Genomic DNA, 26,753 nt, shown 5'->3' on the forward strand with positions numbered 1-26,753 from the left:
GAATCGCGGGTTCGATCAGGGATAACCCGCAAGATTTCGGACATTTGCAGAGTTGTTGCGCTTCACTCACGAGTGAGTGAAGCGCCCCCCCCCCCCCCCCCCCCCCCCCCCCCCCCCCCCACAACTCTGCTTGGCGATTCGCAGTTCGGCTCATTATGGCATGTTCGTATCGCAGCCGCGAACGGATCGTAAACGGTGTTGTTGATGAATGTGGAATGGCACGTTTTTTGGGCCTAATTCCGTCATGATTGACAGGCTCTTTGAGCATTGTGGCATCAGGGCGTGCCACTTATGGTAATGCCGATTTTTGAAACGGAAATTTGCTTCATGCGGATGACACTTCCGGTCCATCCAAGGATCGTGCTTCTTCCGGCCGTGCTCTTCCTGGCTGTGCCGGGGATGGCCTCGGCACAGGACAGCGTAGCGCCCCAGAAGGTGGCGGCGAGCGCTGCGATCCCCGCGGCGGCGACCGTTCCCTTCGTCGCGCACCGGGCCGTTTACGATCTCAATCTCGACCACCGCAAGGACCAGTCGAGCGTCGACAGCATGCGCGGGCGCATCGTGTATGATTTCTCGGGCAATGCCTGCAGCGGCTACGCGCTCAATTTTCGGCAGGTCACCGAAATCGGCTTGAGCGGCGGCGGCGTCAACACCTCAGATCTGCGCTCCACCACATTCGAGGACGAGAAGGGGCGCAATTTCCGCTTCAATTCGCAGAATTTCACCAACCAGAAGCTGGATGGCAGCGTCGATGGCCAAGCCAGCCGGGCCGAGAGCGGGGCGGTCGGTGTCGCGCTGAAGAAGCCCAAATCCACCAAATTCGATCTATCCGAACGGGTTCTCTTCCCGACCGGCCAGATGAAGGCGATCGTCATGGCGGCGCGAGCCGGCGAGCACGTGTTCGAGAGCCAGGTCTATGACGGATCGGATGGCGGCCAGAAGATCTACAACACGCTCGCGGTGATCGGTGCCAAGATCGGCCCCGACAAGCCGCGCGAAGGCGTCGAGGCCAAGGCCAAGCAACTCGACGGCGTCGATCGCTGGCCGGTGACGATCTCCTATTTCGACCCGACCAAGAAGGCCGTCGGCGAGGAGACACCCGTCTACACCATGTCCTTCGAACTCTATGCCGATGGCATTTCAGGTAGCCTGACCCTGGATTATGGTGATTTTCGCCTGAAGGGAACGATGGTGTCGCTCGATTTCCTGCCGCAGACGGAATGCAAGTGAGCGACATGATGCGGTGGGCCGGTCTTCGGGCCGGCACGGACGGCGCCAGCCGTGCCAAGCTTGCGTCTTCGCTCGATGGTGCTGCACAGACCGGCACTGCGTCATGAGAAACGCCATTCGTCAATGGTCGCATACGCACAATTGGCGCGCGCTCGGCCAGCGGCTGCGGGCGCCGGCGCGCGTGCCGGCACGGCCGCTGTTCGGACGGGTGGCGACGCCCGCCGCCATCGCCTTTGGCGGCGTACTGGTCATCGCCCTGATGGTGCTCGCCGATCCGGCTTCCTTGCACATCTTGCCCGAATGGCCTCGCCTTGTGGTGCGGCTGGCACGTTTCGTTACCTATCTCGGTGATTCCGGCCTTTATCTCATTCCGCTCGGCGTGGCGCTTGTCCTGCTCGCCGTTGTCGATCTGGAGTTGCCGCCGCGGCTCGATGCCGCCCTGCGCCAGCTCTGGCTGCAGCTTGCCTTCGCCTTTGTCGCCATCGCCGGAACCGGGCTCGCCGTGAATGTCGTCAAGCGCGCGATCGGCCGCGTCAGGCCCCTGCATGTCGAGGCAGGCTCGAGCTGGAGTTTCGAGCCCTTTTCCTGGCGCGCCGCCAATGCCAGCTTCCCCTCCGGCCATGCCACCACGGCCTGGACGGTGGCTGCGGTAATCATCCTCCTCTGTGGGGCGCGCTGGCGCCCCTGGCTGTTCGCGCTGGGCGGGCTGGTCTGTCTCAGCCGCGTGATCCTCGGTGCCCATTATCCCGCCGATGTGGTTGCCGGCGCCCTGTTCGGCTGGTTCGCCACCTTCTGGTTCGCCGACTTTCTGGGCCGTCGCGGTCTTGTTTTCCGGCAAAACCACGACGGTGCTCTTGCGTTGCGGGGGCAAGACGCGGCAAAGACGCTGATCGAGGCGTGGCGAGCGCGCCGCTGAGGTTCGACTCTTCATGTCATCACAAGACAATGCGCCTGAGATCAGCGTCATCGTTCCGGTCCGCAACGAGGCCGGCAATGTCGAGCCGCTGATCCGGGAGATCGCCGCGGCCCTGGCCGGGCGCCGTTTCGAGATCGTCTATGTCGACGATGGTTCGAGCGATGCGACTCCGACAGAACTGGCCAGGTTGAAGGGCGAACTGCCCTACCTGCGCAGCCTGCGCCACGAGGCATCCTGCGGCCAGTCCTGCGCCGTGCGCACGGGCATTCGCCATGCCCGCGGCCGCCTGATGGTCACCATCGATGGCGACGGCCAGAACAACCCGGCCTATATTCCCGCCCTGGTCGACGCCCTGATCGCTGGCGGCGCCGCGACCGGCATGGTTGCGGGGCAACGGCTCGGGCGCAAGGACACCGGCTTCAAGCGCTGGCAGTCGCGTACCGCCAACAAGGTGCGGGCCTCTGTTCTCAAGGACGGCACGCGCGACACCGGCTGCGGCCTCAAGGCCATCCGCCGCGACGTCTATCTGGCCCTGCCTTATTTCGATGCGCTGCATCGCTTCATGCCGGCCCTGGTCAAGCGCGAGGGCTTCGAGGTCGGCCATGTCGACGTGGTCGACCGGCCCCGGCTGACCGGCGTTTCCAATTACGGTTTCTTCGACAGGCTCTGGGTCGGCATCCTCGATCTCGTCGGCGTGTGGTGGCTCATCCGCCGGCGCAAGCGCGTGCCCGATGTCAGCGGAGGGGGACAGAATGCTGATTGAGTTGTCGAACGCCCTCGGCGGCTATCTCCACAATGTCTTCTACACCAATTTCGACTTCTGGCTGATCCTCGGCCTGTTCGCGCAGGCCCTGTTCACTGCCCGCTTCGTCATCCAGTGGTGGGTGAGCGAGCGGGCGGGCAAGAGCGTCATCCCCTTCAGTTTCTGGATCCTGTCGATCGGCGGCGGCGGCCTGCTCTTCCTCTATGCCTTGGTCAGGGCCGACCTCGTCTATATCATCGGCCAGGGCTCGGGCCTGGCGATCTATATCCGCAACGTCTCGCTGGTGCTGAAGGAAAAGCGCGAGGCAAGGGAGCAGGGGCAAGGCGCCTCGAGCTAGGACGGCGGCTGTATCGGTGCCAGGACGTTATCGTCGCAGCAAAAGGCGCGGCAGTGCCGCAGTGCAATTCACTGGAGCGTCTATGTGGTTGCTCGGCCTTAGTCATGGCCGGGCTTGACCTGGCAATCTGGTGCGAAAGCCAGCATTCCGCGTGCGGCTTCTGGATAGCCGGGCTTGGCCCGGCTATGATAATTCGGAGCGTTTCCTTCTTGAATGAACCGCAATGCAGCGGAGCTGCGTCCTATCCCCTTGCGGCCCTGAACCGCGCCAGGCCCGCGTCGAGATCGGCGATCAGGTCGGCGACATCTTCCAGGCCGATATGAAGGCGCACGCAGGGGCCACCCGGATCCCAGCTGGTGGCGCTGCGATAGGTCTTGCAGTCGAAGGGGATGGCAAGGCTCTCGTAACCGCCCCAGGAATAGCCGAGCCCGAAGAATTTGAGATCGTCCAGGAAGGCACCGATGGCCTCCAGCGGTGCCGGCTGCAGCACGATGGAGAACAGGCCGGATGAGCCCTTGAAATCGCGCTTCCAGATGGCGTGGCCCGGATCGCCCTCCAGCGCAGGATGCAGCACGCGCTGCACCTCGGGGCGCTTGGCCAGCCATTTCGCTATCCGTAGCGCGCTTTCCTGATGCTGGCGCAGGCGCACGCCCATGGTGCGCAGCCCCCGCATCGCCAGATAGATGTCGTCGGGCGCGACGCATTGACCTGAATCGCCGTGGAAGCCCTTCAGCGCCGGCCAAGCCTTGCGCGAGGCCGAGACCACGCCGAACATCGCATCGGAATGGCCAACGATATATTTGGTGCCGGCCTGGATCGAAAGGTCGACGCCATGCCCGAAGGCGTCGAAGAACAGGGGGGTGGCCCAGGTATTGTCGAGCAGTACGGTGGCACCGTGCCGGTGCGCGACCTCGGCGATCGCAGGCACGTCCTGCATCTCGAAGCTCTGCGATCCCGGGGCTTCCAGATAAACCGCCTTCGTATTCGGGCGGAGGAGCATTTCGATGCCGGCGCCGATCAGCGGATCATAATAGGTCGTCTCGATGCCGAAACGGCCGAGCACCTTGTCGCAGAGCTGCCGGGTGGGCTGATAGGTGGAATCGACCATCAGCAAATGGTCACCGGCCGAGAGGCAGGAGAGCAGGGCAGTCGACACGGCCGATAGGCCCGAGGGACACAGCACCACGCCGGCGCTGCCGTCGAGCGTCTTCAGCGCCTCTTCCAGGGCGTCGCTGGTCGGATTGCCGCGGCGACCATAGCTGTAGCGCGGCGTGTGGTCGATGAGATCCTTCGTCGTCGGGGCGAGAACGGTGGAGCCGTGATAGACGGGCGGATTGACGAAGCCGTGATATTCGGATGGTTCGCGCCCGCCGATAACCAGACGCGTATTTTCACCGAAAGTCGCGATCTCGTCCTTGCTGATCTTCTTCATGATAGATTCGATTGGGTCCTGAAACGGTTACATTCGACCCCGGCCGCCCCTGCGTCAATCTCGAAGGTCGCGACATCTTCCACAGACCAGTTTTGTGAATATTCGGCCGCTTTTCGCGAATTCCGCTTGACGTGGGCAGCCAAAGCGCTTGCAATCGGCGGCAAGGCACGGGTCGTAACCGGCGAGAACAAGCTGGGCGCTTTTGCCGCGGGACAGATCGATACGGGGGACCTTGCAATGACCGCTTCAGCACGCACGGCCGGCAGGTCGTTTCTCATCTCCGGCGAGGCATGTCCGGATCGTTGAGCTCGTCATCATACCTCCTCGACGGAACGCCCGTTCCTCCCGGCCATCGCCGGGAACGCTCGAAACATCCATTCGCGAACGCAGGAAGAGGTGGCGGCAGTTCAAAAAATCACGACGTTTAGCAGTCTGGCGATGGTTTCGGACCTCGCCCTGTCGTCGATAACAAAGATGTGGTTCAAAATGCGTTCCGTCTAGGCGTGTTTTGTCCTAAAGCGTTGAGGGATTTGGCGGATACGCCGAAGATCGCCACGACGCGTCGAAACAAAGAACCGAAGTCAGAGGGCGCTCGCGATAGAACGTGCTTTGAGCTTTGGAAACGTCAAACAAGCCCGGTGAGCTGGCCGGTTCTGACGCCGCAGCCAGCCGTCCAAGGGCATTCTCGTTACACTGACAACGAAGCGAACAGGGGCCTCCATCCATGAGAAAGACACTTCTTACCGCGGTAGCCGGTGCGGCGCTGGCGTTGAGCGGGTTCGGCGCGCACGCCGATACGCTCGATACCATCAAGCAGCGCGGCCAGGTGATCTGCGGCGTCAACACCGGACTGCCGGGCTTCGCCGCGCCCAATGAGAAGGGCGAATGGACCGGCCTCGACGTCGACTATTGCCGCGCGATCGCCGCAGCCGTGCTGGGCGACGCGACCAAGGCCAAATTCGTGCCGGTCTCCACCAAGGACCGCTTCACCGCGCTGCAGTCCGGCGAGATCGACGTGCTCAACCGCAACTCGACCTGGACGCTCGGCCGCGACACCGCCGGCATGCTCTTCGCCGGCGTGAATTTCTATGACGGCCAAGGCTTCCTGGTGAAGAAGTCACTCGGCGTCAAATCGGCGACCGAACTCTCGGGAGCCTCGATCTGCGCCCAGCAGGGCTCGACCGGCCAGCTCACGATCTCCGACTACATGCGGACCCACAACCTCCCCTACAACATCGTCAGCTTCGATACGCCGGAAGAAGCGGCAAGGGCCTATGAGGGCGGGCGCTGCGACGTCAACACCGACGACGCCTCCGGCCTCTATGCGGTGCGCGTCAAGATGGCCAATCCCGACGACCATGTCGTGCTTCCCGAAATCATCTCGAAGGAGCCCCTGGCCGCGGCCGTGCGCCAGGGCGACGATAAATGGTACAATGTGGTCAAATGGGTGCACTACGCCATGCTTTCGGCTGAAGAGGCCGGCGTGACCCAGGCCAATGTCGACGAGATGGTCAAGTCCGACAAGCCGGACATCAAGCGCCTGCTCGGCACCGAGGGTGACTTCGGCAAGCAACTCGGCCTCGACAACCAGTGGGCCTACCGGATCGTCAAGCAGGTCGGCAATTACGGCGAGAGCTTCGACCGCAATCTCGGCCCCAAGACCGTGCTGAAGATCGATCGCGGCCTCAACAATCTGTGGACCAAGGGGGGCCTGCAATACGCCCCGCCGATCCGTTGAGAATTGCGGAATAAGTCCTGAGGGACCGTTGCGGAGCGGAATTCGGAGGGCGGTTGACAGCGCTTCTCCGGCCCCGCTCCAAATCAGCCACTGACGAAGGGATTTCATTCATGAAGAAGCAATTTTCTCTGGCGATTGCGGGTGCGTTTGTCGCCTTGGGGGTTGCGGCCGCGAATGCCGGTACGCTCGATACTATCAAGCAGCGCGGCCAGCTCATCTGCGGCTCGAATGCCGGCCTTGCCGGCTTCGGCATCCCCAATGAACAAGGCAAATGGGCGGGCTTCGACGTCGACTATTGCCGCGCTCTTGCGGCCGCCGTGTTGGGAGACGCCGAGAAGACCAAATATGTGCCGCTCTCGGCAAAGGACCGCTTCACGGCGTTGCAGTCCTCCGAAATCGACGTGCTGCCGCGCAACACGACCTGGACCCTGTCGCGCGAGACCGGCGGCTTCCTGTTCGCCGCCACCAATTACTATGACGGCCAGGCCTTCATGGTGAAGAAGTCGCTGGGCGTGGCGTCGGCCAAGGACCTCGACGGCGCTACGATCTGCGTGCAGCAGGGCACGACCCAGGAACTGAACCTCTCCGACTATTTCCGGAGCCTCGGAAAGAAGTATCAGATCTTGACAGTCGCCACGATCGGTGAGGCGCAAAACGCCTATGAAGGCGGGCGCTGCGATGCCTTCACGTCGGATTCGTCCCAGCTCTACGGCGTGCGCCTCGCCCTGAAGAACCCGGACGAGCATGTCGTGCTGCCGGAGATCATCTCCAAGGAGCCGCTGGCGATCGCGGTCCGCCAGGGCGACGACCAGTGGTTCAACATCGCCAAATGGGTCTACTATGCCCTGGTCCAGGCCGAGGAATCCGGCGTGACCCAGGCCAATGTCGACGAGATGCTCAAGTCGGACAAGCCGGACATCAAGCGCCTGCTCGGCACCGAGGGCGATTTCGGCAAGCAGCTCGGCCTCGACAACCAGTGGGCCTATCGCGCGATCAAGCAGGTCGGCAATTACGGCGAGATCTTCGATCGCAACCTCGGCTCCCAATCCAAGCTGAAGATCGAGCGCGGCCTCAACGCCTTGTGGACCAACAAGGGCCTGCAATACGCCCCGCCGATCCGTTGAAATCGACAAGATCTGCCCCGGAGATTTGTCTCCGGGGCGAAAACGCAGACATGGCGGCACGGCACTTCGGTGGCGGTGCTGTTGAGCCGGACCGGGATCGAAGGGGGACATTGATGAGGCAACAACTCTGCGCGGCGACCGTTGGCGTCTTCGCCGCTTTGAGTGTTTCCATGGCAGGTGCGGCTACGCTCGACACGGTCAAGCAGCGCGGCCAGTTGATCTGCGGCGCCCATCAGGGCCTGGCGGGCTTCAGCATCCCGAACGAGCTGGGCAAATGGGCGGGCTTCGACGTCGATTACTGCCGAGCCCTCGCGGCTGCCGTGCTGGGCGATGCCGACAAGACCAAGTTCGTGCCTCTGTCCGCCAAGGATCGCTTCACGGCCTTGCAGGCCTCCGAAATCGATGTCTTGCCGCGCAACACGACCTGGACCCTGACACGCGAGACCGGCGGCTTCCTGTTCGCCGCCACCAACTACTATGACGGCCAGGGCTTCATGGTGAAGAAGTCGCTAGGCGTGAAATCGACCAAGGAGCTCGACGGCGCTACGGTCTGCGTGCAGCAGGGCACGTCGCACGAGCTCAATCTTTCCGACTATTTTCGCAGCATCGGCAAGCCCTACCAGATCCTGACGCTGGCCACGATCGGCGAGGCGCAGAATGCCTATGAGTCCGGCCGCTGCGACACCTTCACCACCGATGCCTCCGGGCTCTATGGCGTACGCCTGGCCCTGAAGAACCCGGACGAGCATGTGGTGCTGCCGGAGATCATCTCCAAGGAACCGCTGGGAATCGCGGTCCGCCAGGGCGATGATCAATGGTTCAACGTGGTCAAATGGGTCTATTTCGCGCTGCTTCAGGCCGAGGAGTCCGGCGTGACCCAGGCCAATGTCGACGAGATGCTGAAGTCGGACAAGCCGGACATCAAGCGCCTGCTCGGCACCGAGGGCGATTTCGGCAAGCAGCTCGGCCTCGACAACCAGTGGGCTTATCGCGTCATCAAGCAGGTCGGCAATTATGGCGAGGTGTTCGATCGCAATCTCGGCGCGAAGTCGCCGCTGAAGATCGAGCGCGGTCTCAATGCCCTGTGGACGAACAAGGGGCTGCAATACGCGCCGCCGATCCGTTGAGGCGGAACGGTTCCGGCAAGACGCGTTCCGTGTTGGCGGGGTGGTTTTCTGAGGCGTTTGGCGATCGGGCGAAGGCAGCCAAGATCGCAACGACGCATCAAGGCAGAAGGTGGAGCGGATGAATATTCAGCCTTGAATGCACTCTGCTCCAGAGGAATCCGTAGAAAAAGGGTGAGGACTATCTGCGTGTTGGGGAGAATGAGACAATGACGTTGGCAGTCGACCGGGGAGACGGCGGCGGGCGTACCCACTGGTTCAACAATCCGAAGTTACGGGCGGTTGTCTTCCAGATCTTGCTGCTGGCAATCGTCTTGCTCATCATCTTGACGGGCGCTTGGAACGCCGTCGAAAACCTGGCCAGGCAGGGCCGTACTCTCGGCTTCGATTTCCTGGGACGCACGGCGAGCTTCGATATCGGCCAGACCCCGATCGAATATACCTCGCTGTCCACCAATGGCCGGGCGCTGCTGGTCGGCATCACCAACACGCTGATCGTCGCCGCCCTCGGCATCATCCTCGCGACGATCCTGGGCTTCATCATCGGCGTGGCCCGGCTGTCCAGCAACTGGATCGTCGCCAAGATCGCCATGGTCTATATCGAGGTCGTCCGCAACATCCCGCTGCTGCTGCAGCTGCTGTTCTGGTACGGCGCCGTGCTCAAGCCCCTGCCGGGCGTGCGCCAGTCGATCACTTTCGGCGAGAGCATCTTTCTCAACAATCGCGGCATCTTCTTTCCGGCGGCCATGCCGCAGGCGGGTTCCGGCCTGGTCGGCGGTGCCTTCCTGGTCGGCGTTCTCGGGGCCATCGGCTTCGCCATCTGGGGCAAGCGCAAGCAGATGGAGACCGGCAAGCGGCCACCGGTGCTGCTGGTCAATCTGGCGCTGGTCGTCGGCCTGCCGCTGCTGGCCTTCCTCGCGGCTGGCATGCCCTTCACCATGGATTACCCCAAGGTCGGCGGCTTCAACGTCACCGGCGGCTTCCGGCTACAGCCCGAATTCGTGGCGTTGCTTCTGGGCCTGAGCATCTACACGGCTGCCTTCATCGCCGAGACGGTGCGCTCGGGCATCCGCGGCGTGCCGCATGGCCAGACGGAAGCTTCCGGTGCTCTCGGCCTGCGCTCGAGCCACAATCTGCGCCTGGTGGTGATCCCGCAGGCCATGCGCATCATCGTGCCGCCGCTCGCCAGCCAGTATCTCAACCTGACCAAGAACTCGTCACTGGCGGTGGCCATCGGTTATCCCGATCTGGTGCAGGTGTTTTCCGGCACAGTGCTCAACAATACCAACCAGGCGATCGAGTGCATCGGCATCACCATGGCGGTCTATCTGATCATCAGCCTGTCGATTGCGGGCTTCATGAACTGGTTCAACAAGCGCGTTGCGCTGGTGGAGAGGTAGGGCCATGAGCGACGCAACTTCCCCCGCCGGCAGCCCGGCCTTCGTCTCGACCAAGACCTTCGAGCCGCAGCCGCCGCCGGCTGCGACCACCGGCGTACTCGGCTGGCTGAAAAAGAACCTGTTCTCGTCCGTCACCAACTCCATCCTCACCGTTCTGGCAGTGCTGCTGGTGATCTGGGTGCTGCCGGGCGTCCTGCGCTTCATGATCTTCGATGCCGTCTGGACCGGCACCGACCGCAATGCCTGCCTCGAGGCCAATGTCGGGCGGCATGTCGGTGCCTGCTGGCCCTTCGTCGAGACGCGCCTGCAATATTTCATCTATGGCCAATATCCGGTCGACGAGCGCTGGCGCGTCAACCTCACGGGCCTGTTGGCCGCCATCGGCGTCCTCTGGCTGCTCTGGCCAAGGATCGGAGCGAAGGGCTGGGGCATCCTCTACTTCTTCGTCGTCTTCCCGCTGCTGGCCTTCTGGCTGCTGGTGGGGGGCTTCTTCGGGCTGGTGCATGTCCCCACCAATCTGTGGGGCGGCATTCTCGTGACGCTGGTGATCGCTGTGGTCGGCATCGTGGCGTCCCTGCCGCTCGGCGTACTCCTGGCACTCGGGCGGCGCTCGAGCATGCCGATCGCCCGTACCATCTCGGTGATGTATATCGAGTTCTGGCGCGGCGTGCCGCTGATCACGGTGCTGTTCATGGCCAACGTCATGCTGCCGCTGTTCCTGCCCGAAGGCTGGCGCCCGGATTCGCTGCTGCGCGTGCTTGTCGGCGTGGCGCTGTTCTGGTCGGCCTATATGGCGGAAGTGGTGCGCGGCGGCCTGCAGGCCATTCCCAAGGGCCAGTATGAAGGGGCCCAGGCCCTGGGCCTGAACTATTCCTACATGCTGATCTTCATCATCCTGCCGCAGGCCCTGCGCCTGGTGATCCCCAGCATCGTCAACACCTTCATCGCCCTGTTCAAGGACACCACGCTGGTGGCCATCGTGGGCATTTTCGATTTCCTGAAGACGATCGAGGCGTCCATTCCCGATCCGAACTGGGCGACGCCCGTGACCTACTATACGGGCTATGCATTCGCCGCTATCTTCTTCTGGATCTGCTGTTTCTCGATGTCGCGCTACTCGCAGGGCTTGGAGCGTCGTCTCGATACCGGTTACAAACGTTGAGGGGAAAAATGGCTAACGCCGCTCAAAACACTGCTGGGGAACTCAGCCCGATCGCCGTTCAGATCACCGATATGAACAAGTGGTATGGTGAGTTCAACGTTCTCAAGAACATCAACCTCACCGTGAAGCGGGGCGAGCGCATCGTGATCTGCGGGCCGTCGGGCTCGGGCAAATCGACGATGATCCGCTGCATCAATCGCCTGGAGGAACATCAGAAGGGTTCGATCGTCGTCGACGGCATCGAGCTTACCAACGACCTCAAGCGCATCGACGAGGTGCGCCGCGAGGTCGGCATGGTGTTCCAGCACTTCAACCTGTTCCCGCACCTGACCGTGCTGGAAAACTGCACGCTTGCCCCGATCTGGGTGCGCAAGATGTCGAAGGCCGACGCCACCGAAAAGGCGATGCACTTCCTCAAGCGCGTCAAGATTCCCGAGCAGGCCAACAAATATCCGGGCCAGCTTTCGGGCGGCCAGCAACAGCGCGTGGCGATTGCCCGGGCTCTGTGCATGAATCCCAAGATCATGCTGTTCGACGAGCCGACCTCGGCTCTCGATCCGGAAATGGTGAAGGAAGTGCTCGACACCATGGTCGGTCTTGCCAATGACGGCATGACCATGCTGTGTGTCACCCATGAAATGGGCTTCGCCCGCCAGGTCGCCGACCGCGTGATCTTCATGGATGCCGGACAGATCGTCGAGAGCAACGAGCCGAACGCCTTCTTCTCCAATCCCCAGCACGAGCGCACAAAGCTCTTCCTCAGCCAGATTCTGCACTGAGGATCACAGCGCGGCCGGCTTCGCCGTCGGCCGCAGCCACTTCCGCTGGCTGGCTTCCCCGGAGCAAAGCGCGTTCAAGTGTGAACCCCCCTTTGCTCCAACTGCGCGTTCCGACGCGTGTTTGCGATTCGAGGTGCCCCCGGGAAATCGCAAAACGCTACAGGAGCCAGCCATTTGCATTGTCGGGGCTTCTCCTCGACTATCGGCACAAACACTTCAGTACGCAGGAATTTCATCATGGCGTTTGATCGCTCGAGCGAGCCCGATGGCACGCCGAGGCGCGGGCTTTATCCCGAAATCGAGGCTTATCGCTCTGGCATGCTCGATGTCGGCGACGGCCATTCCATCTATTGGGAACTGGCCGGCAATCCGGAAGGCCTGCCGGTAGCCTTTCTGCATGGTGGTCCGGGCGCTGGCTGTTCGGCCAAGCACCGGCGCCTGTTCGATCCGCGCCATTGGAATATCCTGCTGTTCGATCAGCGCGGCTGCGGCCGCTCCCGCCCGCACGCCAGTCTCGACGCCAACACCACCTGGCATCTCGTCGCCGACATGGAGCGCCTGCGCAAGGAGGTGCTGAAGGTCGAGCGTTGGGGCCTGTTCGGCGGCTCCTGGGGTTCGACCCTGGCGCTGGCCTATGCGCAGAGCCATCCTCAGACGGTGCAGGCACTCATGCTGCGCGGCATCTTCACCCTGCGCCGCATGGAACTCGACTGGTATTATCGGGAAGGGGCTTCCTATTTCTTCCCGGACAAGTGGGAAGCCTTCCGCAAGGACCTGCCGCAGGATGCCTGGGCCGATCCGATCCTGACCTATCACCGCCGCTTGACGGGCGACGACGCGGCAGCTCGCCTGGCCGCGGCCCGATCCTGGAGCGTGTGGGAGGGGGAGACCTCGACCCTGATGCCGGAAGGGCTGGCCACGGGACACGCCCAGGAACAGTTTGCCCTGGCCTTCGCGCGTATCGAAAACCATTATTTCGTGCATGGCGGCTGGATGGAGGAGGGCCAGTTGCTGCGCGACGCTGGCAAGCTCGCCGACATTCCCGGCACTATCGTGCAGGGGCGCTACGACGTGGTCTGTCCGCCGGTCACGGCCTGGGAATTGGCCAAGCGCTGGCCCAAGGCGGAATTGCAGATGGTGGAGGATTCCGGCCATTCCTTCTCCGAGCCGGGCACGCTGCATCGCCTGGTCGAGGCCACAGACAAATATGCCCGCCTGCTGGGAGCGGCGGCGGGCTGAGGCTCCTCCCGCCTCAGCCCGGCGACTTCTCGATCCAGGCTGCGGCGCTGGCGATGATACCGTGGAGGTCGCTATTGGCCGGAGTCCAGCCCAGCGCATCGGCTGCCCTGTCGATATTCGCATAGAGGGCGGCCGGGTCGCCGCTACGGCGGGGGTGAGGCTCGACCGGTACGGGGTGCCCGGTAGCGGTTTCGACCGCATTCAGCAGTTCCCGTACGGTGGCACCGCGGCCACTGCCCAGATTGAGCGTGAGGCTGCCGCGTCCCGCCTGCAGGTGATCGAGGGCCCGCAGATGCGCATCGGCAATATCGATGACGTGGACATAGTCGCGCATGGCGGTGCCATCGGCCGTGGCATAGTCCGTACCGAATAGCCTGAAGGCGGGGCCGAGGCCCAAGGCAGCCCGGATGGCCTTGGGTATGGCGAGGCTGCTCGTCGCATGCGGCTCGCCGATCTCGCAGTCGGGGTCGGCGCCGGCCGCGTTGAAATAGCGCAGCGTCACACTCCGCAATCCATAGGCCGAGTCGTAGTGGCGGAGCGCCTGCTCACCGATGAGCTTGGAGGTGCCATAGGGGCTGACAGGCGCCGTGGGAGAGGTTTCGGTGACCGGAAGGGCGGGGGCGTCGCCATAGACGGCGCAGGTCGAGGAGAAGATGATCGGGCAATTGCCATTGTGCCGGGCTGCCTCGATCACGGCGAGCGTGCCTGCGACATTGGCCTCATAGCAGGGCGAGGGATCGGTGACTGACGACCCCACATTCGCGTAGGCGGCAAGATGCATGACCGCTTCGGGGCGATGGCGAGCGAAAACGCCGGCAAGCCAGTCCGCATCGGTAATGTCGCCCTGTTCGAGCGGCCCCCAGCGTACATGGCCTTCTCTGCCGTTCGAGAGATCGTCGCAGGCGACGGGGCTGTACCCGGATGAAGCCAGGGTCTTGCAGACATGGCTGCCGATATAGCCGGCGCCCCCGGTGACCAAGATGATACTCACGATGGCTCTCGTGCTCCTGACGGGCGATTGCGACATGCCGGTGTAAGGGCCTCAACCGTCGATGAGAAGCAAAGAATGGCCGTGCCGCGTCAAATGGAGGCGGGCGAGTGCACTTGTTCAGCCTTTCGCACTGCAACGCTGGCGTGTATTTCCTGCGGGTACAGGTGGGGTAAACCAGCAAATACTGGCCCGGAAATTGCTTCGAAAGGCTCGGCGCAATGGAATTGGAGAAATCACGATGACGGCGATCGGCGTCTCGGAAGCGAGCGAGCCCCCGTTTGTCGACCATCAGGGGCGAGCGGCCATCTATGCCGAGTTGCATGCCCGGCCGACTGAACCGATCGCAACCTCGGCCCGCATCCGCAGGATCGCCTTCATGCCGGCGGATGCCGGACCTTCGTTGGAGGAGGTGGCGCGGCGCTTCGCCCTTTTCGCTGGCCAGCCCGTGCTGCCCTTCGACGATGCACGTACACGCCACATCAAGGTGGAACGGGGAGGGCGCAAGGCCACCTTCGAACTCCACAACGAATTCGCGACCCTGACCTGGCAGTCCGATCTCACCGACCGCGAGCCCTGGCCGGAGGATATCGGCCTGGATTGCTTTGCGGGGCTGCAGCGGGTCAGCGCTACGCGTGTCGACCTGACAGAAACCCATACGATCACGGAAGCGGCGCTGGTCGGCTTCAACCCGATCAGCCTGTGCTATTCCGAGCTTTATGACGGCCGGGCCCAGGTCGCGACCGATTTCAATCGTGATCGCGACGGCTTCACCCGCTACGAACTCGCGGCCGGCCAGTGCAACGTCTTGCGCCGTGGCGTGCTTGTGCGCCGGCTTCTGGAGATTGAGACCTACAGCAATTTCGTCCTGCTCGGCCTGCCGGTGGCTCGGGCGCTCGGCTCCACGATCCGCCAGTTCGAGGGGGCTGTCAGCCAGGTGATGGGACGCGTCGGCCATACCCATTCGACCAGGGAGAACCGGGAGGCGCTGGAGAGCATCCATGCGCTGTCGGCAGAGGTTGGCCGCAGTATCGAGGAAACCAGTTTCCGTTTCGCGGCAAGCCAGGCTTATGCGGCCGTGCTCGATACCCGCCTGCGGCAGCTCGTCGAGCGACCGATCGGCGAGTTCACCACCATCGACCGCTATCTGACCAATCGGACCACACCGGCGGTAGCCACCTGCCTGGCGACGGAAAAGCGCCTGCAGGCGGTGGCAATGAAACTGGAGCGCTCGGCGGAACTCTTGAATGCCCATATCAGCCTGAGCCTGGAAACCCAGAACCAGACGATTCTCGATACCATCTCGCGCACGTCGGAAAGCCAATATCGTCTGCAGGAGACGGTGGAGGGGCTCTCCATCATCGCGATCTCCTACTATGCCCTTGCCATCATCGGCTACATGATCGAGGGCGTCAGCCATATCTGGCATGTCGACAAGGCCATTGCCATGCTGTGCGCGGCGCCGGTGGTGCTGTTCTTGGTCTGGTGCGGCATCAAGAGCCTGCGCAAGCGCGCCGCCTGAAGGGCCTATTCGAACCGTCCAAAAGGGTAAAAAGAGGCCTCGCCAGGCCCTTGGGTAACTCTGTTGCCGGTCGATGAGCGGGCCATTCGGCCGTATCGGTCGTTTTCGAGGCGGTGTGCCGGCCCCCGTCAGCCGTTGGGAATGCATTGGCCGGCGTGATTGGGACGCTGCGACGGCGGGCATACGTCAATGGTTTTGTGATGCTCCGATGTCTGGCCGACCGAGGCACTCGACACCATGCGTCGGGGATCGAACGCATCGCGACTGGCGTCGTTGATGGAGCGGTTGGGTACGCATCTGCGCCACTGATTGAAATGGAAGCCTGGAGCGCAAGCGGGGGCCGTTGCAGGAGCGTTCGCCATGGGCGCTTCTTGAGCGGCAAGCCCGGTGGGCGCAAGCACTACCAGGCACATCAACGCGGCGGGCAGCAGGAGGGGGGCTCTGGCGATCATGGAGCGGGCTCGGGTCTGATGGAGATGTGTCGAGATGCACTGCATGGACCAGTGAGATGATCCATGCGCGGCTTAGCCTGTGCCGCGGCACGGGGTTGTGCGTTTTCGCACAGGACGCGCATTGTCTCGCTCACTTCTTCCTGTTCTGGGATCAGGACAGACGGGCTCGTGTCCTCCTCGAGAGGAAGCTCAATCGCGGTTGCATCACGCAAAGGATGGATCGCCCAAAAAGGGGGGAGGCCCGGGGAGGACGCCTTGCTGAGGTTGTCATCCGGGCCTCCGGGTTCCCGGGGTGGGAACGCCCGTGAGTTAGACCGTTGAAACTTAGATAAGAATTAGACGTCAGACGCAGCTGGGCCATACATAGGTATTGGGGGTGCATACTTTAATATAGACGATATTCCTAATCTGTGCGCATGGCGAAGAACACCTGGAACACAGACGAAGCCCAAGGACATGATCCCATGGCACAATGGCCAGTTTAGCTATATCGCATCCCCGTCTCACCCTTCGGGTCATTGATCGATTGTTGTCGGCCACCCTCCGACATCGCCTCGATGACATCATTGCATCCGAAGATCCTGGCCCGGCAGGTCGTCTAGCGCCGGGCTTTTTCTTTGGCTGCATGCATCATTCGGGTGGACGCCTCGACCCGGCGTTTTGTGGGAGCAAAGGTGACCGGGAGTTTCGCCTGGAACTGCCTAGTCCGAACGTACAACTCATAACAGCAAGGAGAATCAGCTAGAGGGGCGGTCGAATGCGGGCTGAAAACAGCTTGCTGAGTTTCGTTTGAGCCTGGGGGGCTTGTGAGTGGATAGTTACGTTCCGGCGACCAATACCGTTTCATTCGGAGCAGTCGTCTTTCGCTTTTCATGGATATATGTTCTTGCGGCGATCGCCGTCGTGGTCATTGCCTTCTTGCTGGAAGCCTTCTTGCATATCGACATGAGCAAGAATTCCTTCCTGGGCGTGCTGCCCTTGATGACGGCGGGCTCGGGAACCGGGAAATACTATGCAACCCGCACCGGCATGAAGCCCAGGGGCGTCAAGGCCTGGTTGATAGCGCTTGTCGGCTTCGTGATATCGCTGGCCTTCAATCTGGCTGTGATCTTCGGCTTCATTGCCTTGACCGACAGTTGGCAGGAACTGGGCAGCCTCGGCTCGTTCCGCCTGCGCGGCGACGAGCAATGGCTGGTGCCCTTGGCGCTTGGTGGATTGTTCCTGCTCTTTGTGGCCCTGACGCGGCTGTTTCTGTGGATGGGAGCCAATCCCGTCGTGAAGAAAATGCGCAAGGACGCCACCAGCGCGTTCTGAAGCAAAACGCAGGTCGCCCCTCCGACCCGAAGGCCGGAGGGGCAGGTCGCCCTCTTCAACGGAAGTGGCGAAGGAGTGTTGTAGTCGTGGAGGAGCGGCAGGTGTGAATGCCGGACTTGCGTGATCGACATAGCTGCGTCGCAAACATCGGACTATGTTACGCAAGGGCATAGGAGATCTGATGTTCAAACTGTTTTACGACATGTCGATGCTTGCTTTTGAATCGCAGCAGGCCATTTGGCTGCGTACGCTTCGGCTGGCGCAGGGTGGAAGCCGCGCCGAGCGCGAGGCCAAGCTGATGATCAGCGAGAAAGTCGTTGCCGCGCAGAACGCCGCTGGCAAGCTGATGACGGGTGCGGCACCTGGTGCTGTGGTTCGAGACTATCGGCGCAAGGTTCGATCCAATGTGAAGCGTTTATCCAAGCCGTGACAGCCGGCGTTGGCAGCAGGGCGCAGAGATGGGTAGCAAGCGGTTTCTTCATCAGGAAATTGGCAGCGTGAATGCCGGAGACGCAGCGCGCCGAGTTCTATCACGCTCCCGTCACACCATTTGGTCTAATCATCGCATGTTGTCGGCCGTCCCAATACCGGCCCGATACGTCGCATCCGATCTTGGCCCGGCAGGTAGCGTATCGCCGGGCTTTTTCTTTGGCAGCGAATGGCAGGACCGGGGCCACCGTGCCCGCGTGGCTCTCATGTCACGCGCGTATCACGTGATATGAAATTTATCACCATCGGCTCGCGATTCAGCGAGACAGCAACCTCCTTGGCCCGGCGTTCCGACAGCGCCGGGTTTTCTTTTGGCGGTTCCGCCGATCGGTTGAAGCTCGACCGGAAGGCACGTCGACTTCTCAGGCGCTGCCTCGATGACCGGAAACTTTCTTCAGGAATTGCATGGGCGATTTCAGCCGGGTCATCGGAGAATAGACGATATCCTGGAAGGTCTTGGGATTGGGCATTTCAAGGGCTGAGACCAGCTTGGCCTTGAGGGCATCCCGCCTGGGGGAGTAACCGGGTGGTCTCGGCTTCAGCCGGAGCTGGCGCAGCATGAAATTGGCCTGATAGATTCTGGCTCGTTGCTCCAACGGACGCATGCAGAAGGAAATGCTCAGGCTTACCGAGACGTTGTTGCCGTTCTTGACCCAGTGGGGCGCCACAGGCGGATGATGCACGGCTTCGCCGGGCGTCAGCTTGAAGATCTGGCCGTGGCTCTGCAGTTCGGGCTTGTAGCTCGGCGTATTGTAGCTGCTGGCATAGAAGCGTTCGAGCTCGATTTCCGGCAGAACCTCGCGGTCTCCGGGATCGAACAGACAGACATCCTTCTCGCCCTGAATCTGGAACAGGAAGTTGGATTCGTGGTCGATATGGAAGGGGGTAGAGATCCCCGGTGAGGTCAGAATCACGGTCAAGGTCGCCCAGGTCACCTCCTGGCGGAACGGACGATCGGCATAGATCCCGATTTCGTCGATGAGTCGGGCGAGAACCTGGGCATAGTCGCGATTATAGTCCTGCGTCCGCGAAAGCCTGATCCAGGAGCCTCCCTCGCCGAGGCGTTCGATCACTTCCGTCAATCGATCGTGCTGCGTAGCCTCGGTGAATTTGCTGCTGATCGATTCCTTTCTCAAATCGAGAGCGAGAAAATCGGCTGCATTGCCACTCCCGATGATGCTGCGGGCAGTTTTGACGATCTCGGAGATCTCGAACAAGCCACTCCGGCAAAGTGTATGATGAACTTTGAAAGGTCGAACGTTGTAATTTTCTTTAAATGTTCGTTCGCTGGTTTCGAGTATGTGATCTATGTCGTCACAAATTGATGGCGGTCCTCTCTCTATTTTATTTTCGAAGGCGATGTTCATGATCAGTAACTCGCTCTTTCTGGAATGCCCCCAGTCCAGTAATGCTGATAATATCACCTGTATGAAATTTTATAAGGAGTAGGAGATAGGCAAATATTAATTCTTTAGGAGGGTGAACGTCATGCCTGCGTCATCATCTGAGATGATTAGTTTCGAAGATTGTCGCGTTGAGATCGATTTATCTCCGATATGAAGGATAGTCGGGAATTCAGATCGTGATGACGCCTGAATTCTGACCGATATACATTACGTCGCGGCATCATGTAGTTATTTTCGGCGGGCGCAATATTCATCGAGAATGGAACGGCCAGAACTATGGATGTCGTAATCGCCGGCCGCGAGTCCGGCATGTTTTCAAACAAGCTCCCAGGACAGCGCGCCGACTTTCTGTTGGGCAACGCCGCCATCATCCGGGCTCGATGACGGCATCATTCGCCGGCATCTTCCACCTCCAGGAGTTTGGTACGAGCCGCAAGCCGGCGGCCATCGCCGCGCGATCTCTGCACGTCCTGCATGGCAGGAGGGAAAACGGAGGTGCCGCGTGGGACGACTGGATTTGAAACGAAAGAAGGCGCCCCAGAGGGCGCCTTGCTTTTCGTCAGCGATATCAGGAGTTTCGATGGTGGGCGCACTAGGGCTCGAACCTAGGACCCGCTGATTAAGAGTCAGCTGCTCTACCAACTGAGCTATGCGCCCATCGAAACCACCGAAGCGCGACGCGGTGCCGCGTTCGATGGCGGCGATGTAGCAAAGCTCTTTGTGTGTGTCTAGCGTGTGACGGAAAAATTCTTCAGCTTTTTTGAAATTGCGCTCCGGCGTGCTATTCGAAGGCTCTATTCAAAAGCGCCATTCATTAAATCGCCGGAGGTCCCGTATGCCGCCCACCAAATTTGGCGTTGGCCAGGCCGTGCGCCGCAAGGAGGACCAGTCCTTCATTACGGGCACGGGCCGTTATGTCGACGACGAATCGCGTTCCGGCGTGCTCAGGGCCTATGTCCTGCGCTCTCCCTATGCCCATGCCCGCTTCAGCATCGGTGATCTCTCCGACGCTGCGGCGATGCCGGGGGTTAAGCTGATTCTCACGGCGACCGATCTCGATGGGCTCGGGGACCTGCCCTGCCTGGCCTTGATGAAGAACGCCGACGGCTCGCCGCAGCGCCCGCAGCCCTATCCGCTTTTGGCGCGGGACGTGGTGCGCCATGTCGGCGATGCGGTGGCCTTCGTGGTCGCCGATTCGCTTATCGAAGCCCGTGACGCCGCCGAGGCGATTCCAGTCGATTACGAATCGCTCGACGCCATCGTCGGTTCGGTGGCTGCCCTGGAACCGGGCGCACCGCTGGTCTGGCCCGACCATGGCTCGAACCTGGCGTTCGATGCTCAGATCGGCAACACCAAGAAAGTGGCCAAGGCCTTCGACAAGGCGGCCCGCGTGGTGTCCCTGGACGTAGTCAACAACCGCCTGGTCGCCAATTACATGGAAACCCGCGGCTGTCTGGCCGAATGGGACGGCAAGCGCTTCACCCTGACGGTCGGCAGCCAGGGCGTGCACTCCATCCGCGATACGCTCGCCAACCATGTCTTCAAGGTCGAGCCCGACAAGGTGCATGTGAAGACCGGCGATGTTGGCGGCGGCTTCGGCACCAAGGCCTTCATGTATCGCGAATATCCGCTCTCGCTGGAGGCGGCGCGGCGCCTGGGCAAGCCGGTGAAGTGGTTCGCCGACAGGGCCGAGCATTTCCTCGCCGACACCCAGGGGCGCGACAATATCAGCCGCATCGAGGCGGCGCTGGACCGGCGCTCGCGCATCCTGGCGGTGAGGATCGACATCATTGGCGATCTCGGCGCCTATCTTTCGCAGTTCGGGCCCTTCATTCCCTGGCTCGGCGCCCTGATGGCGACCGGCGCCTATGCGATATCGGCCATGGACGTCAGGGTGCGCGGCGTCTTCACCAACACGCTGCCGGTCGATGCCTATCGCGGTGCCGGCCGGCCGGAGGCTGCCTATCTCATCGAGCGGCTGATGGACGCCATTGCCTTCGAGACCGGGCTTTCGGTCGATACGGTGCGCTCGCGCAATTTCGTCAAGCCGGAACAGATGCCGTTCAAGGCGCCCACTGGCCGCACCTATGATTCGGGTGAGTTCGAGGGCCATATGCGCAAGGCGATGGAGGTTGCCGGCTGGGGTGATTTCAAGGGCCGCTGGCAGGCCTCGAAGAAGGCCGGCAAATTCCGCGGCATTGGCATGTCCACCTATATCGAGGCCTGCGCCGACGGCCCGAAGGAAGCCGCCAGCGTCACGCTCGAAAAGGACGGTACCGCCACCGTGCTGATCGGCACGCAGACCAACGGGCAGGGGCACCTGACGGCCTACGCCCAGTTCGTCTCGCAATATCTCGACCTGCCGCTGGAGCGAATCAATGTGATCCAGGGCGATTCCGACCTGATCAAGACGGGCGGCGGCACCGGCGGCTCGCGCTCGATCCCGGTGGGCGGCGCGTCCGTAGCCCGGGCCAGCCAGACCCTGGCGGAGAAGCTGAAAACGCTCGCCTCCGATGAACTCGAGGCCGGCATCGCCGATCTCGAAATCGTCGACGGCCGCGTGCGCGTGGTCGGCACCGACAAGGCCATCGACTTCGCAGCGCTCGCCCGCCTGCCCAAGGCGACGCCCGATCTGCTCAGCGCCGAGACAGACTATCAGCCCGGCGAGGCGACCTATCCGAACGGCACGCATGTCTGCGAGCTGGAGATCGATCCCCAGACCGGCGTCACCGCGATCCTCGGCTACACCATCGTCGACGATTTCGGCATGGTGGTGAACCCGCTGCTGCTTGAGGGACAGGTGCATGGCGGCGTGGTGCAGGGTATCGGCCAGGCCTTGCTGGAGCGCACGGTCTATTCGGAAGACGGCCAGTTGCTTACGGCTTCGCTCACCGACTACGCCCTGCCGCGGGCCGACGATCTGCCCTTCATCCATTTCGAGACGCGCAACATCCCCTGCAAGAACAATCCGCTCGGCGTCAAGGGAGCCGGCGAGGCCGGCACCATCGGCGCTGCCCCGGCGGTGATGAATGCGGTGATCGATGCCCTCAGGCGCGGAGTCGGCGTCACCAAGCTCGACATGCCGGCGACGCCCGAGGTGGTGTGGCGCACGATCCAGGACGCGCAGGCCAGGAAGCTGGCGGCCGAATAGGATGAAAGCAGCCGCGGCGCCGGACCCGATTTCAGCAGGGTCCGGCGCCGCAGGCCATCGTCGTCGCTGCGCGCTTGCCGAAAGCCGCTATCCACTTTCCGGCAGCTTTCGCGACTGCCGTGCCCCTGCTTTTCAGGGGGAGGCGGGCTCGGATGCCTTCGGCCAATAGGTGCCGAAAGCCCAGATATTGCCTTCCGGATCACGGCAGATGAATTCGCGGCTGCCATAGTCGCGATCGACAGGTTCTTCCTCGATCTTTGCCCCAGCGGCCTTGGCGCGCTCATGGGCGGCATCGGCGTCGTCGACGGCGATATAGATCGACTTGCCGCCGCCCGATCCCGGCGAGCCGACGATCTTGCAGAAATTGTCGTCGCGCGCCGTGCCGAGCATGATCATCGAGGAGCCGAGAGCAAGCTGGGCGTGGTCGACGATGTCGCCATCGCCGTAGCAGGCGTGCAGGGTGAAGCCGAAGGCCTGCTGCAGCCAGTCGATCATGGCGCGTGCATTGGCATAGCGCAGGGCCGGGTAGAGGCGGGGGGCTTCGGTTGACGATGGCGCCATGGGAAATGTCTCCGTTTGTGGACCGGAGCCGAGTGTGTTCCCGAGGGCGATGGGCGGTCTTGAAGAAATGTTACGCGCCGGGGCGCCACGCCGCCGGCGAACAGCCGGCCAGCGCGGTAAATTCGCGAGTGAGATGCGCCTGATCGGTATAACCGCAAGCCGCCGCGATATCGGCCCAACCCGCTGCCGTGTCCTTGGCGGCAAGGGCCTGCGCGGCGTTGAAGCGGATGATGCGAGAGACAGATTTCGGAGGCAGTCCGATTTCTTCACGGAAGCTCGCGACCAGGCGCCGGCGGCTCCAATCGAGTTTTTCCGCCAGTCTGCCGATGCGGACGTCGCCGCCTTTGCGCATGAGCTGGCGGAACGCCCAGCCGATGGCGGGGTTGGCCTGCGAAGCCTGCCCGAGGCGCGTCCCCACGAAACGCTCGGCGAGATCGAGGCGCGCTTGCCAGGAATTCAGGTCCGCGAGACGCCGGGCGAATTGGCCGATGCCGGCATCGGCCAGATCATCCAGCGCGACCATGCTGTCGGCCAGCTCGCTCATTGGCAGCCCGAAGAACAGCCGGCCGCCGGGCGGCGTGAAATTGATCTGGATGCATTCGGCCGCACCATCAGAATCCATGATGATGGGGCCTGCGAACAGGCCGGCAGCAAAGCTGCCATAGCTGTCTGCCAGGGTTGGCGCCCTGCCGAGACCGATATGGAAAGGGCTGCCGAAATTGATGATCAGCGGCACGGCCAGCGAGGCAGCCTCGGTGAGGCGCTGCATGGCAGCGCCGTTCTCCCGATAGCCGTAGATCCCGCTGACCAGCCCGCTCAGCCGAGAGGGCGGAGGCCGGTACCAAAAGACAGGCTCGCCCGAACTATTTTGCCCGTGCCCCATCGTCGATCCTGGTCGATCCTGCAGCCCGCCTGCAGGCAATCGAGCGCGCGATCTTAGGACGATCTGGCTCGCAGGGGGAGTCTTGGCCCGGGTCTAGAGCCTGTCATGGACCGTGGAGAGCTCATTGGGCGATGGACATGTATCCGAACCCGCCTATGTTTCCTATCAAAAGGCTTTTCTCCCGCACGGCTTGGCCGTATTGTCCGCCAGAACAAACGATCGTTCGTCATAACAAACGAAAGGCTGGCAATGAGTGGGTTGGACAGGCGGGGTGAACTCGATGCGGGCGCGGTTGCGCTATCGGGGCAACTCGGCAAGACGGTCCAGCGTCTGCGCAAGGCCTATAATCTCTCGCTGTCGGAACTGGCCGAGCAGTCGGGCGTCGCCAAGTCGATCATCAGTCAGATCGAGCGCAACGAGACCAACCCCACTTTGGCGACGATCTGGCGTCTGTCCCAGGCTCTCGACGTTTCGATCGAAAGAGTGCTGGGTTCGAGCGACGACGAGCCCTTCATCGAGAAGACCACCCGTGTCGATACGCCCGTGATTATTTCGGACGATGGCAAGTGCCGTCTGGCGGTGGTCGGCTGGCTGAAGACGGTGGAATGGTTGCAATGGTATGACTTCAGGGCCGAGCCGGGCGGGGTGCTCGAAAGCGACGCCCATCAGCGCGGCTCGGTCGAATGCCTGTCGATCCTGGCCGGCGTGGTCGAGGTTGACGTGGCCGGCGTGCGCGAACGGGCGGAGCCCGGCGAGACGCTCCGCTATCGCTGTGACCGCCAGCATGCCATCCGCGTGGTCGGCGACGAGCCCGTCCACGCCACCATGGTCTGCTTCATGAAGGCGGCCCTCATGGAGTAGGGGCCGCCCTTGCCCATAGGGAGGCTGCCGTAAGGCGCCCCGGCTGAACTGCGCCCCGTTCTTTTCGCTCCGGCGTCCGGCGCTCGATCAGCACGGAATCGCCGAATTCGTGGGCGCGATAGTTCCAAGCTTCCAGCATCAGGCAGACGCGGTCGAGCGTTAGGTCGTCGGCAAAGGCGCGCAGCAGTTCGAAATGGCTTTCGCCCGGCTGATGGACGCCGCTGAGAATGGCATCGACGAGACGAAGTCTCGATTTCGGCCCGATTCGACCCTGTGCCACGCCGTCGCCGGCCTTGAGGCCGCAGGGGGCTGAGGCGGCATGTTCGAGCGCCCGCACCACGCTGGTGCCGATGGCGATCACACGTCCGCCGGCGGCTTTCGTGCGCGCGATCGCGGCTGCCGTCGCCGCCGGGATGCGATAGGGCTCGTCGAAGGGAAGGCGCAGATCCATGACCGCATCGCCCGTCGAGGAAATGCCGGCGGCGTGCGTCAGGCTGGCAAAGCCGACACCGCGCCGTCGCCAGGCGGCGATCGTGCGCCAATCGAGCGCAAAACCGGCCGAGGGCGGTTCAAACGCCAAGGGTTCGGCCGCGATCGCCGTCCTCATGTCCCAAAGCGCCAGAGGCTCGGGCACATGGGCATATTGGATCGGTCGCCCATGCCGGGCCAGCCCGGCGAGGATACGCTCCGAGGGACCAGAGAAACGCAGCGTTACCAGACGGGGATAACCGTGCAGGCGTTCGACCTCGGCCATCAGCGGGCCAAGCTCGAGCTTGTCGCCGGCGAACAACTGGGGTGGCGCAGGGCGGTCCTCGGTGCGCATGCGGTGGTCACCCGCCCCGAAGACGACGGCGATGAAACGGCTGGGGTTGCCGGCCGCAACCCAGGCGGCAAGCCGGACCTCGATTGCCCTGCCGCTGTCGACATGGCTGCCGGCAAGGCTGGCGGGCAGGGTGGCTGCATCATTGGCGACGACCAGATCGCCGGAGCTGAATAGCAGCGACAAGGCACTGCGCGACAAATGACGGATCTTGCCGGTGTCGGAGACGGCGAGCAGCCGTGCAGCGCCTGGTTCGGGATTGTCGGCGGCGATCATGGCCGGGTCTCCAGGGTCAAGGCGAGGCGCGGTTGATCCAGGCCCAGGGTGCGTATGATGTCGGCTGCCGCTTCTTCCGGGCGCTTGAGCGCGGATCTGTCGGCCTCCGGAACGGCTTGCGCATGCAGGGGCGTGTCCATGTCGCCGGGATCGATGGCAAGGAAGCGCACGCCTTCTTCGCGCGCTTCCTCGGCCCAGATGGCGGTGAGATGCTGCAGCGCAGCCTTGCTGGCGCCATAGGCGCCCCAGCCGGCACAAGCGTTGACGGCCGCGTCGCTGGTGATGTTGACCACGGCAACGTCGCGCCCCTGCCGTGCCGAGGCTGTGAGGGCACCGAACAGGGCCTTGGTCAGGCGGAAAGGGCCGACCAGATTGGTCGCGAGGGCTTCCTCCAGTTCCTCGCATTGCGTATCGGCCAGCAAGTCGAGAGGAACCGGCCCGAGGCTGGAGGCATTGTTGACGAGCAGGTCGAGGCCGCTGAATTTGCCGGTGATCTGCAGGGCGATCGGATGGATATCGGTCTTGCATCCGACATCGCCGATAATGCCGAGCGCACCGGTTTCCGCGGCCACGCGCTCGACGGCCTCCCTGGTGCGGGCAACGAAGGCGACCTGCGCGCCTCTCCCGGTCAGCGCCCGCACGAGGGCCAGCCCCAACCCAGAGGTGCCGCCGGTAACGGCGACGCGAAGGCCCTTGAGATCGGTATGAACGCTCATCGATCGAAACTCCCTGAATCACTCAGGTTCGTTTCATACAAGTTCAAGTGAACTTTAAGTCAAGTGGCGA

General features: G+C 62.5%; 23 protein-coding genes and 1 tRNA gene. 16 read left to right on the forward strand and 8 right to left on the reverse strand.

The window, feature by feature from the left end; genetic code table 11:
* Positions 1-327: 327 nt before the first annotated feature.
* From U1R88_RS01600 to U1R88_RS01615, 4 genes are all read left to right on the forward strand, one after another.
* Positions 328-1,230 (forward strand): cell envelope integrity EipB family protein, encoded by a 903-nt coding sequence (locus U1R88_RS01600; protein WP_322429695.1) that lies wholly within the window; start codon positions 328-330, stop codon positions 1,228-1,230.
* Between the two features lie 103 nt (positions 1,231-1,333).
* Positions 1,334-2,146: a phosphatase PAP2 family protein gene (locus U1R88_RS01605; RefSeq protein ID WP_322429696.1), complete on the forward strand. Its 813-nt coding sequence runs from the start codon at positions 1,334-1,336 to the stop codon at positions 2,144-2,146.
* A 13-nt stretch (positions 2,147-2,159) separates the two neighbouring features.
* On the forward strand, positions 2,160-2,909 hold the full coding sequence (locus U1R88_RS01610; protein ID WP_322429697.1) for a glycosyltransferase family 2 protein: 750 nt from the start codon (positions 2,160-2,162) through the stop codon (positions 2,907-2,909).
* Positions 2,899-3,246: a lipid-A-disaccharide synthase N-terminal domain-containing protein gene (locus tag U1R88_RS01615; RefSeq protein WP_068295489.1), complete on the forward strand. Its 348-nt coding sequence runs from the start codon at positions 2,899-2,901 to the stop codon at positions 3,244-3,246. Before U1R88_RS01610 ends, U1R88_RS01615 begins: the two co-directional genes overlap by 11 nt.
* A 241-nt stretch (positions 3,247-3,487) precedes the next feature.
* Here U1R88_RS01615 and metC read toward each other — a convergent pair whose 3' ends face one another.
* Positions 3,488-4,678, reverse strand: coding sequence for a cystathionine beta-lyase (metC, locus tag U1R88_RS01620; RefSeq protein ID WP_322429698.1), 1,191 nt, complete (start codon positions 4,676-4,678; stop codon positions 3,488-3,490).
* A 724-nt stretch (positions 4,679-5,402) separates the two neighbouring features.
* On the opposite strand from metC, the gene U1R88_RS01625 reads away from it, so the two are divergent.
* The 7 genes from U1R88_RS01625 to pip all read left to right on the forward strand — a co-directional run bounded on the left by U1R88_RS01625 (position 5,403) and on the right by pip (position 13,244).
* The gene (locus U1R88_RS01625) at positions 5,403-6,416 is read left to right on the forward strand and encodes an amino acid ABC transporter substrate-binding protein (protein WP_068295485.1); all 1,014 of its coding nucleotides are present in this window, start codon (positions 5,403-5,405) and stop codon (positions 6,414-6,416) included.
* A gap of 110 nt (positions 6,417-6,526) precedes the next feature.
* Complete coding sequence (locus U1R88_RS01630; RefSeq protein ID WP_068295483.1) at positions 6,527-7,540, forward strand: amino acid ABC transporter substrate-binding protein; 1,014 nt, start codon at positions 6,527-6,529, stop codon at positions 7,538-7,540.
* 113 nt (positions 7,541-7,653) lie between these two features.
* On the forward strand, positions 7,654-8,667 hold the full coding sequence (locus tag U1R88_RS01635; RefSeq protein WP_322429699.1) for an amino acid ABC transporter substrate-binding protein: 1,014 nt from the start codon (positions 7,654-7,656) through the stop codon (positions 8,665-8,667).
* A gap of 206 nt (positions 8,668-8,873) precedes the next feature.
* A complete protein-coding gene (locus U1R88_RS01640; RefSeq protein WP_322429700.1) occupies positions 8,874-10,064 on the forward strand; it encodes an amino acid ABC transporter permease in 1,191 nt (396 codons plus the stop codon).
* A gap of 4 nt (positions 10,065-10,068) precedes the next feature.
* Positions 10,069-11,226 (forward strand): amino acid ABC transporter permease, encoded by a 1,158-nt coding sequence (locus tag U1R88_RS01645; RefSeq protein ID WP_322429701.1) that lies wholly within the window; start codon positions 10,069-10,071, stop codon positions 11,224-11,226.
* A gap of 8 nt (positions 11,227-11,234) precedes the next feature.
* Positions 11,235-12,005, forward strand: a complete 771-nt coding sequence (locus U1R88_RS01650) for an amino acid ABC transporter ATP-binding protein (RefSeq protein ID WP_068295475.1) — start codon at positions 11,235-11,237, stop codon at positions 12,003-12,005.
* A gap of 237 nt (positions 12,006-12,242) precedes the next feature.
* On the forward strand, positions 12,243-13,244 hold the full coding sequence (gene pip, locus U1R88_RS01655; protein WP_322429702.1) for a prolyl aminopeptidase: 1,002 nt from the start codon (positions 12,243-12,245) through the stop codon (positions 13,242-13,244).
* 13 nt (positions 13,245-13,257) lie between these two features.
* Here the strand turns inward: pip and galE are convergent, their stop codons facing one another.
* On the reverse strand, positions 13,258-14,238 hold the full coding sequence (galE, locus tag U1R88_RS01660) for a UDP-glucose 4-epimerase GalE (RefSeq protein ID WP_322430482.1): 981 nt from the start codon (positions 14,236-14,238) through the stop codon (positions 13,258-13,260).
* A gap of 235 nt (positions 14,239-14,473) precedes the next feature.
* Between galE and U1R88_RS01665 the strand changes: the two genes are divergently transcribed.
* The 3 genes from U1R88_RS01665 (at position 14,474) to U1R88_RS01675 (ending at position 17,950) form a co-directional block, all read left to right on the forward strand.
* A complete protein-coding gene (locus U1R88_RS01665; RefSeq protein WP_322429703.1) occupies positions 14,474-15,754 on the forward strand; it encodes a DUF3422 domain-containing protein in 1,281 nt (426 codons plus the stop codon).
* 1,262 nt (positions 15,755-17,016) lie between these two features.
* Entirely contained in the window at positions 17,017-17,520 is a 504-nt protein-coding gene (locus tag U1R88_RS01670) for an ABZJ_00895 family protein (RefSeq protein ID WP_322429704.1), read from the forward strand.
* Between the two features lie 181 nt (positions 17,521-17,701).
* Complete coding sequence (locus U1R88_RS01675) at positions 17,702-17,950, forward strand: hypothetical protein (RefSeq protein ID WP_322429705.1); 249 nt, start codon at positions 17,702-17,704, stop codon at positions 17,948-17,950.
* Between the two features lie 421 nt (positions 17,951-18,371).
* Here U1R88_RS01675 and U1R88_RS01680 read toward each other — a convergent pair whose 3' ends face one another.
* Together U1R88_RS01680 and U1R88_RS01685 are read right to left on the reverse strand one after the other, a co-directional pair.
* Complete coding sequence (locus U1R88_RS01680; RefSeq protein ID WP_322429706.1) at positions 18,372-19,376, reverse strand: cupin-like domain-containing protein; 1,005 nt, start codon at positions 19,374-19,376, stop codon at positions 18,372-18,374.
* 620 nt (positions 19,377-19,996) lie between these two features.
* A tRNA-Lys gene (locus tag U1R88_RS01685) sits at positions 19,997-20,072 on the reverse strand.
* A 178-nt stretch (positions 20,073-20,250) separates the two neighbouring features.
* On the opposite strand from U1R88_RS01685, the gene U1R88_RS01690 reads away from it, so the two are divergent.
* Positions 20,251-22,566: a xanthine dehydrogenase family protein molybdopterin-binding subunit gene (locus U1R88_RS01690; RefSeq protein WP_322429707.1), complete on the forward strand. Its 2,316-nt coding sequence runs from the start codon at positions 20,251-20,253 to the stop codon at positions 22,564-22,566.
* A gap of 132 nt (positions 22,567-22,698) precedes the next feature.
* On the opposite strand, the gene U1R88_RS01695 is transcribed toward U1R88_RS01690, so the two are convergent.
* A complete protein-coding gene (locus U1R88_RS01695) occupies positions 22,699-23,127 on the reverse strand; it encodes a VOC family protein (RefSeq protein WP_322429708.1) in 429 nt (142 codons plus the stop codon).
* Positions 23,128-23,197: 70 nt separating this feature from the next.
* Entirely contained in the window at positions 23,198-23,896 is a 699-nt protein-coding gene (locus tag U1R88_RS01700; RefSeq protein ID WP_425545373.1) for an AraC family transcriptional regulator, read from the reverse strand.
* Positions 23,897-24,259: 363 nt separating this feature from the next.
* Here U1R88_RS01700 and U1R88_RS01705 point away from each other — a divergent pair, with 363 nt between their 5' ends.
* On the forward strand, positions 24,260-24,871 hold the full coding sequence (locus U1R88_RS01705; protein WP_068298698.1) for a helix-turn-helix domain-containing protein: 612 nt from the start codon (positions 24,260-24,262) through the stop codon (positions 24,869-24,871).
* Here U1R88_RS01705 and U1R88_RS01710 read toward each other — a convergent pair.
* Positions 24,861-25,967 carry an S-adenosylmethionine:tRNA ribosyltransferase-isomerase gene (locus tag U1R88_RS01710; RefSeq protein WP_322429710.1) on the reverse strand — a complete coding sequence of 369 codons (1,107 nt, stop codon included), beginning with the start codon at positions 25,965-25,967 and terminating at the stop codon, positions 24,861-24,863. The genes U1R88_RS01705 and U1R88_RS01710 overlap by 11 nt on opposite strands.
* On the reverse strand, positions 25,964-26,683 hold the full coding sequence (locus U1R88_RS01715) for an SDR family NAD(P)-dependent oxidoreductase (protein WP_322429711.1): 720 nt from the start codon (positions 26,681-26,683) through the stop codon (positions 25,964-25,966). Before U1R88_RS01715 ends, U1R88_RS01710 begins: the two co-directional genes overlap by 4 nt.
* Between the last annotated feature and the right edge of the window lie 70 nt (positions 26,684-26,753).

This window comes from Labrys sedimenti, from assembly GCF_034424805.1.
Classification (GTDB): domain Bacteria; phylum Pseudomonadota; class Alphaproteobacteria; order Rhizobiales; family Labraceae; genus Labrys; species Labrys sedimenti.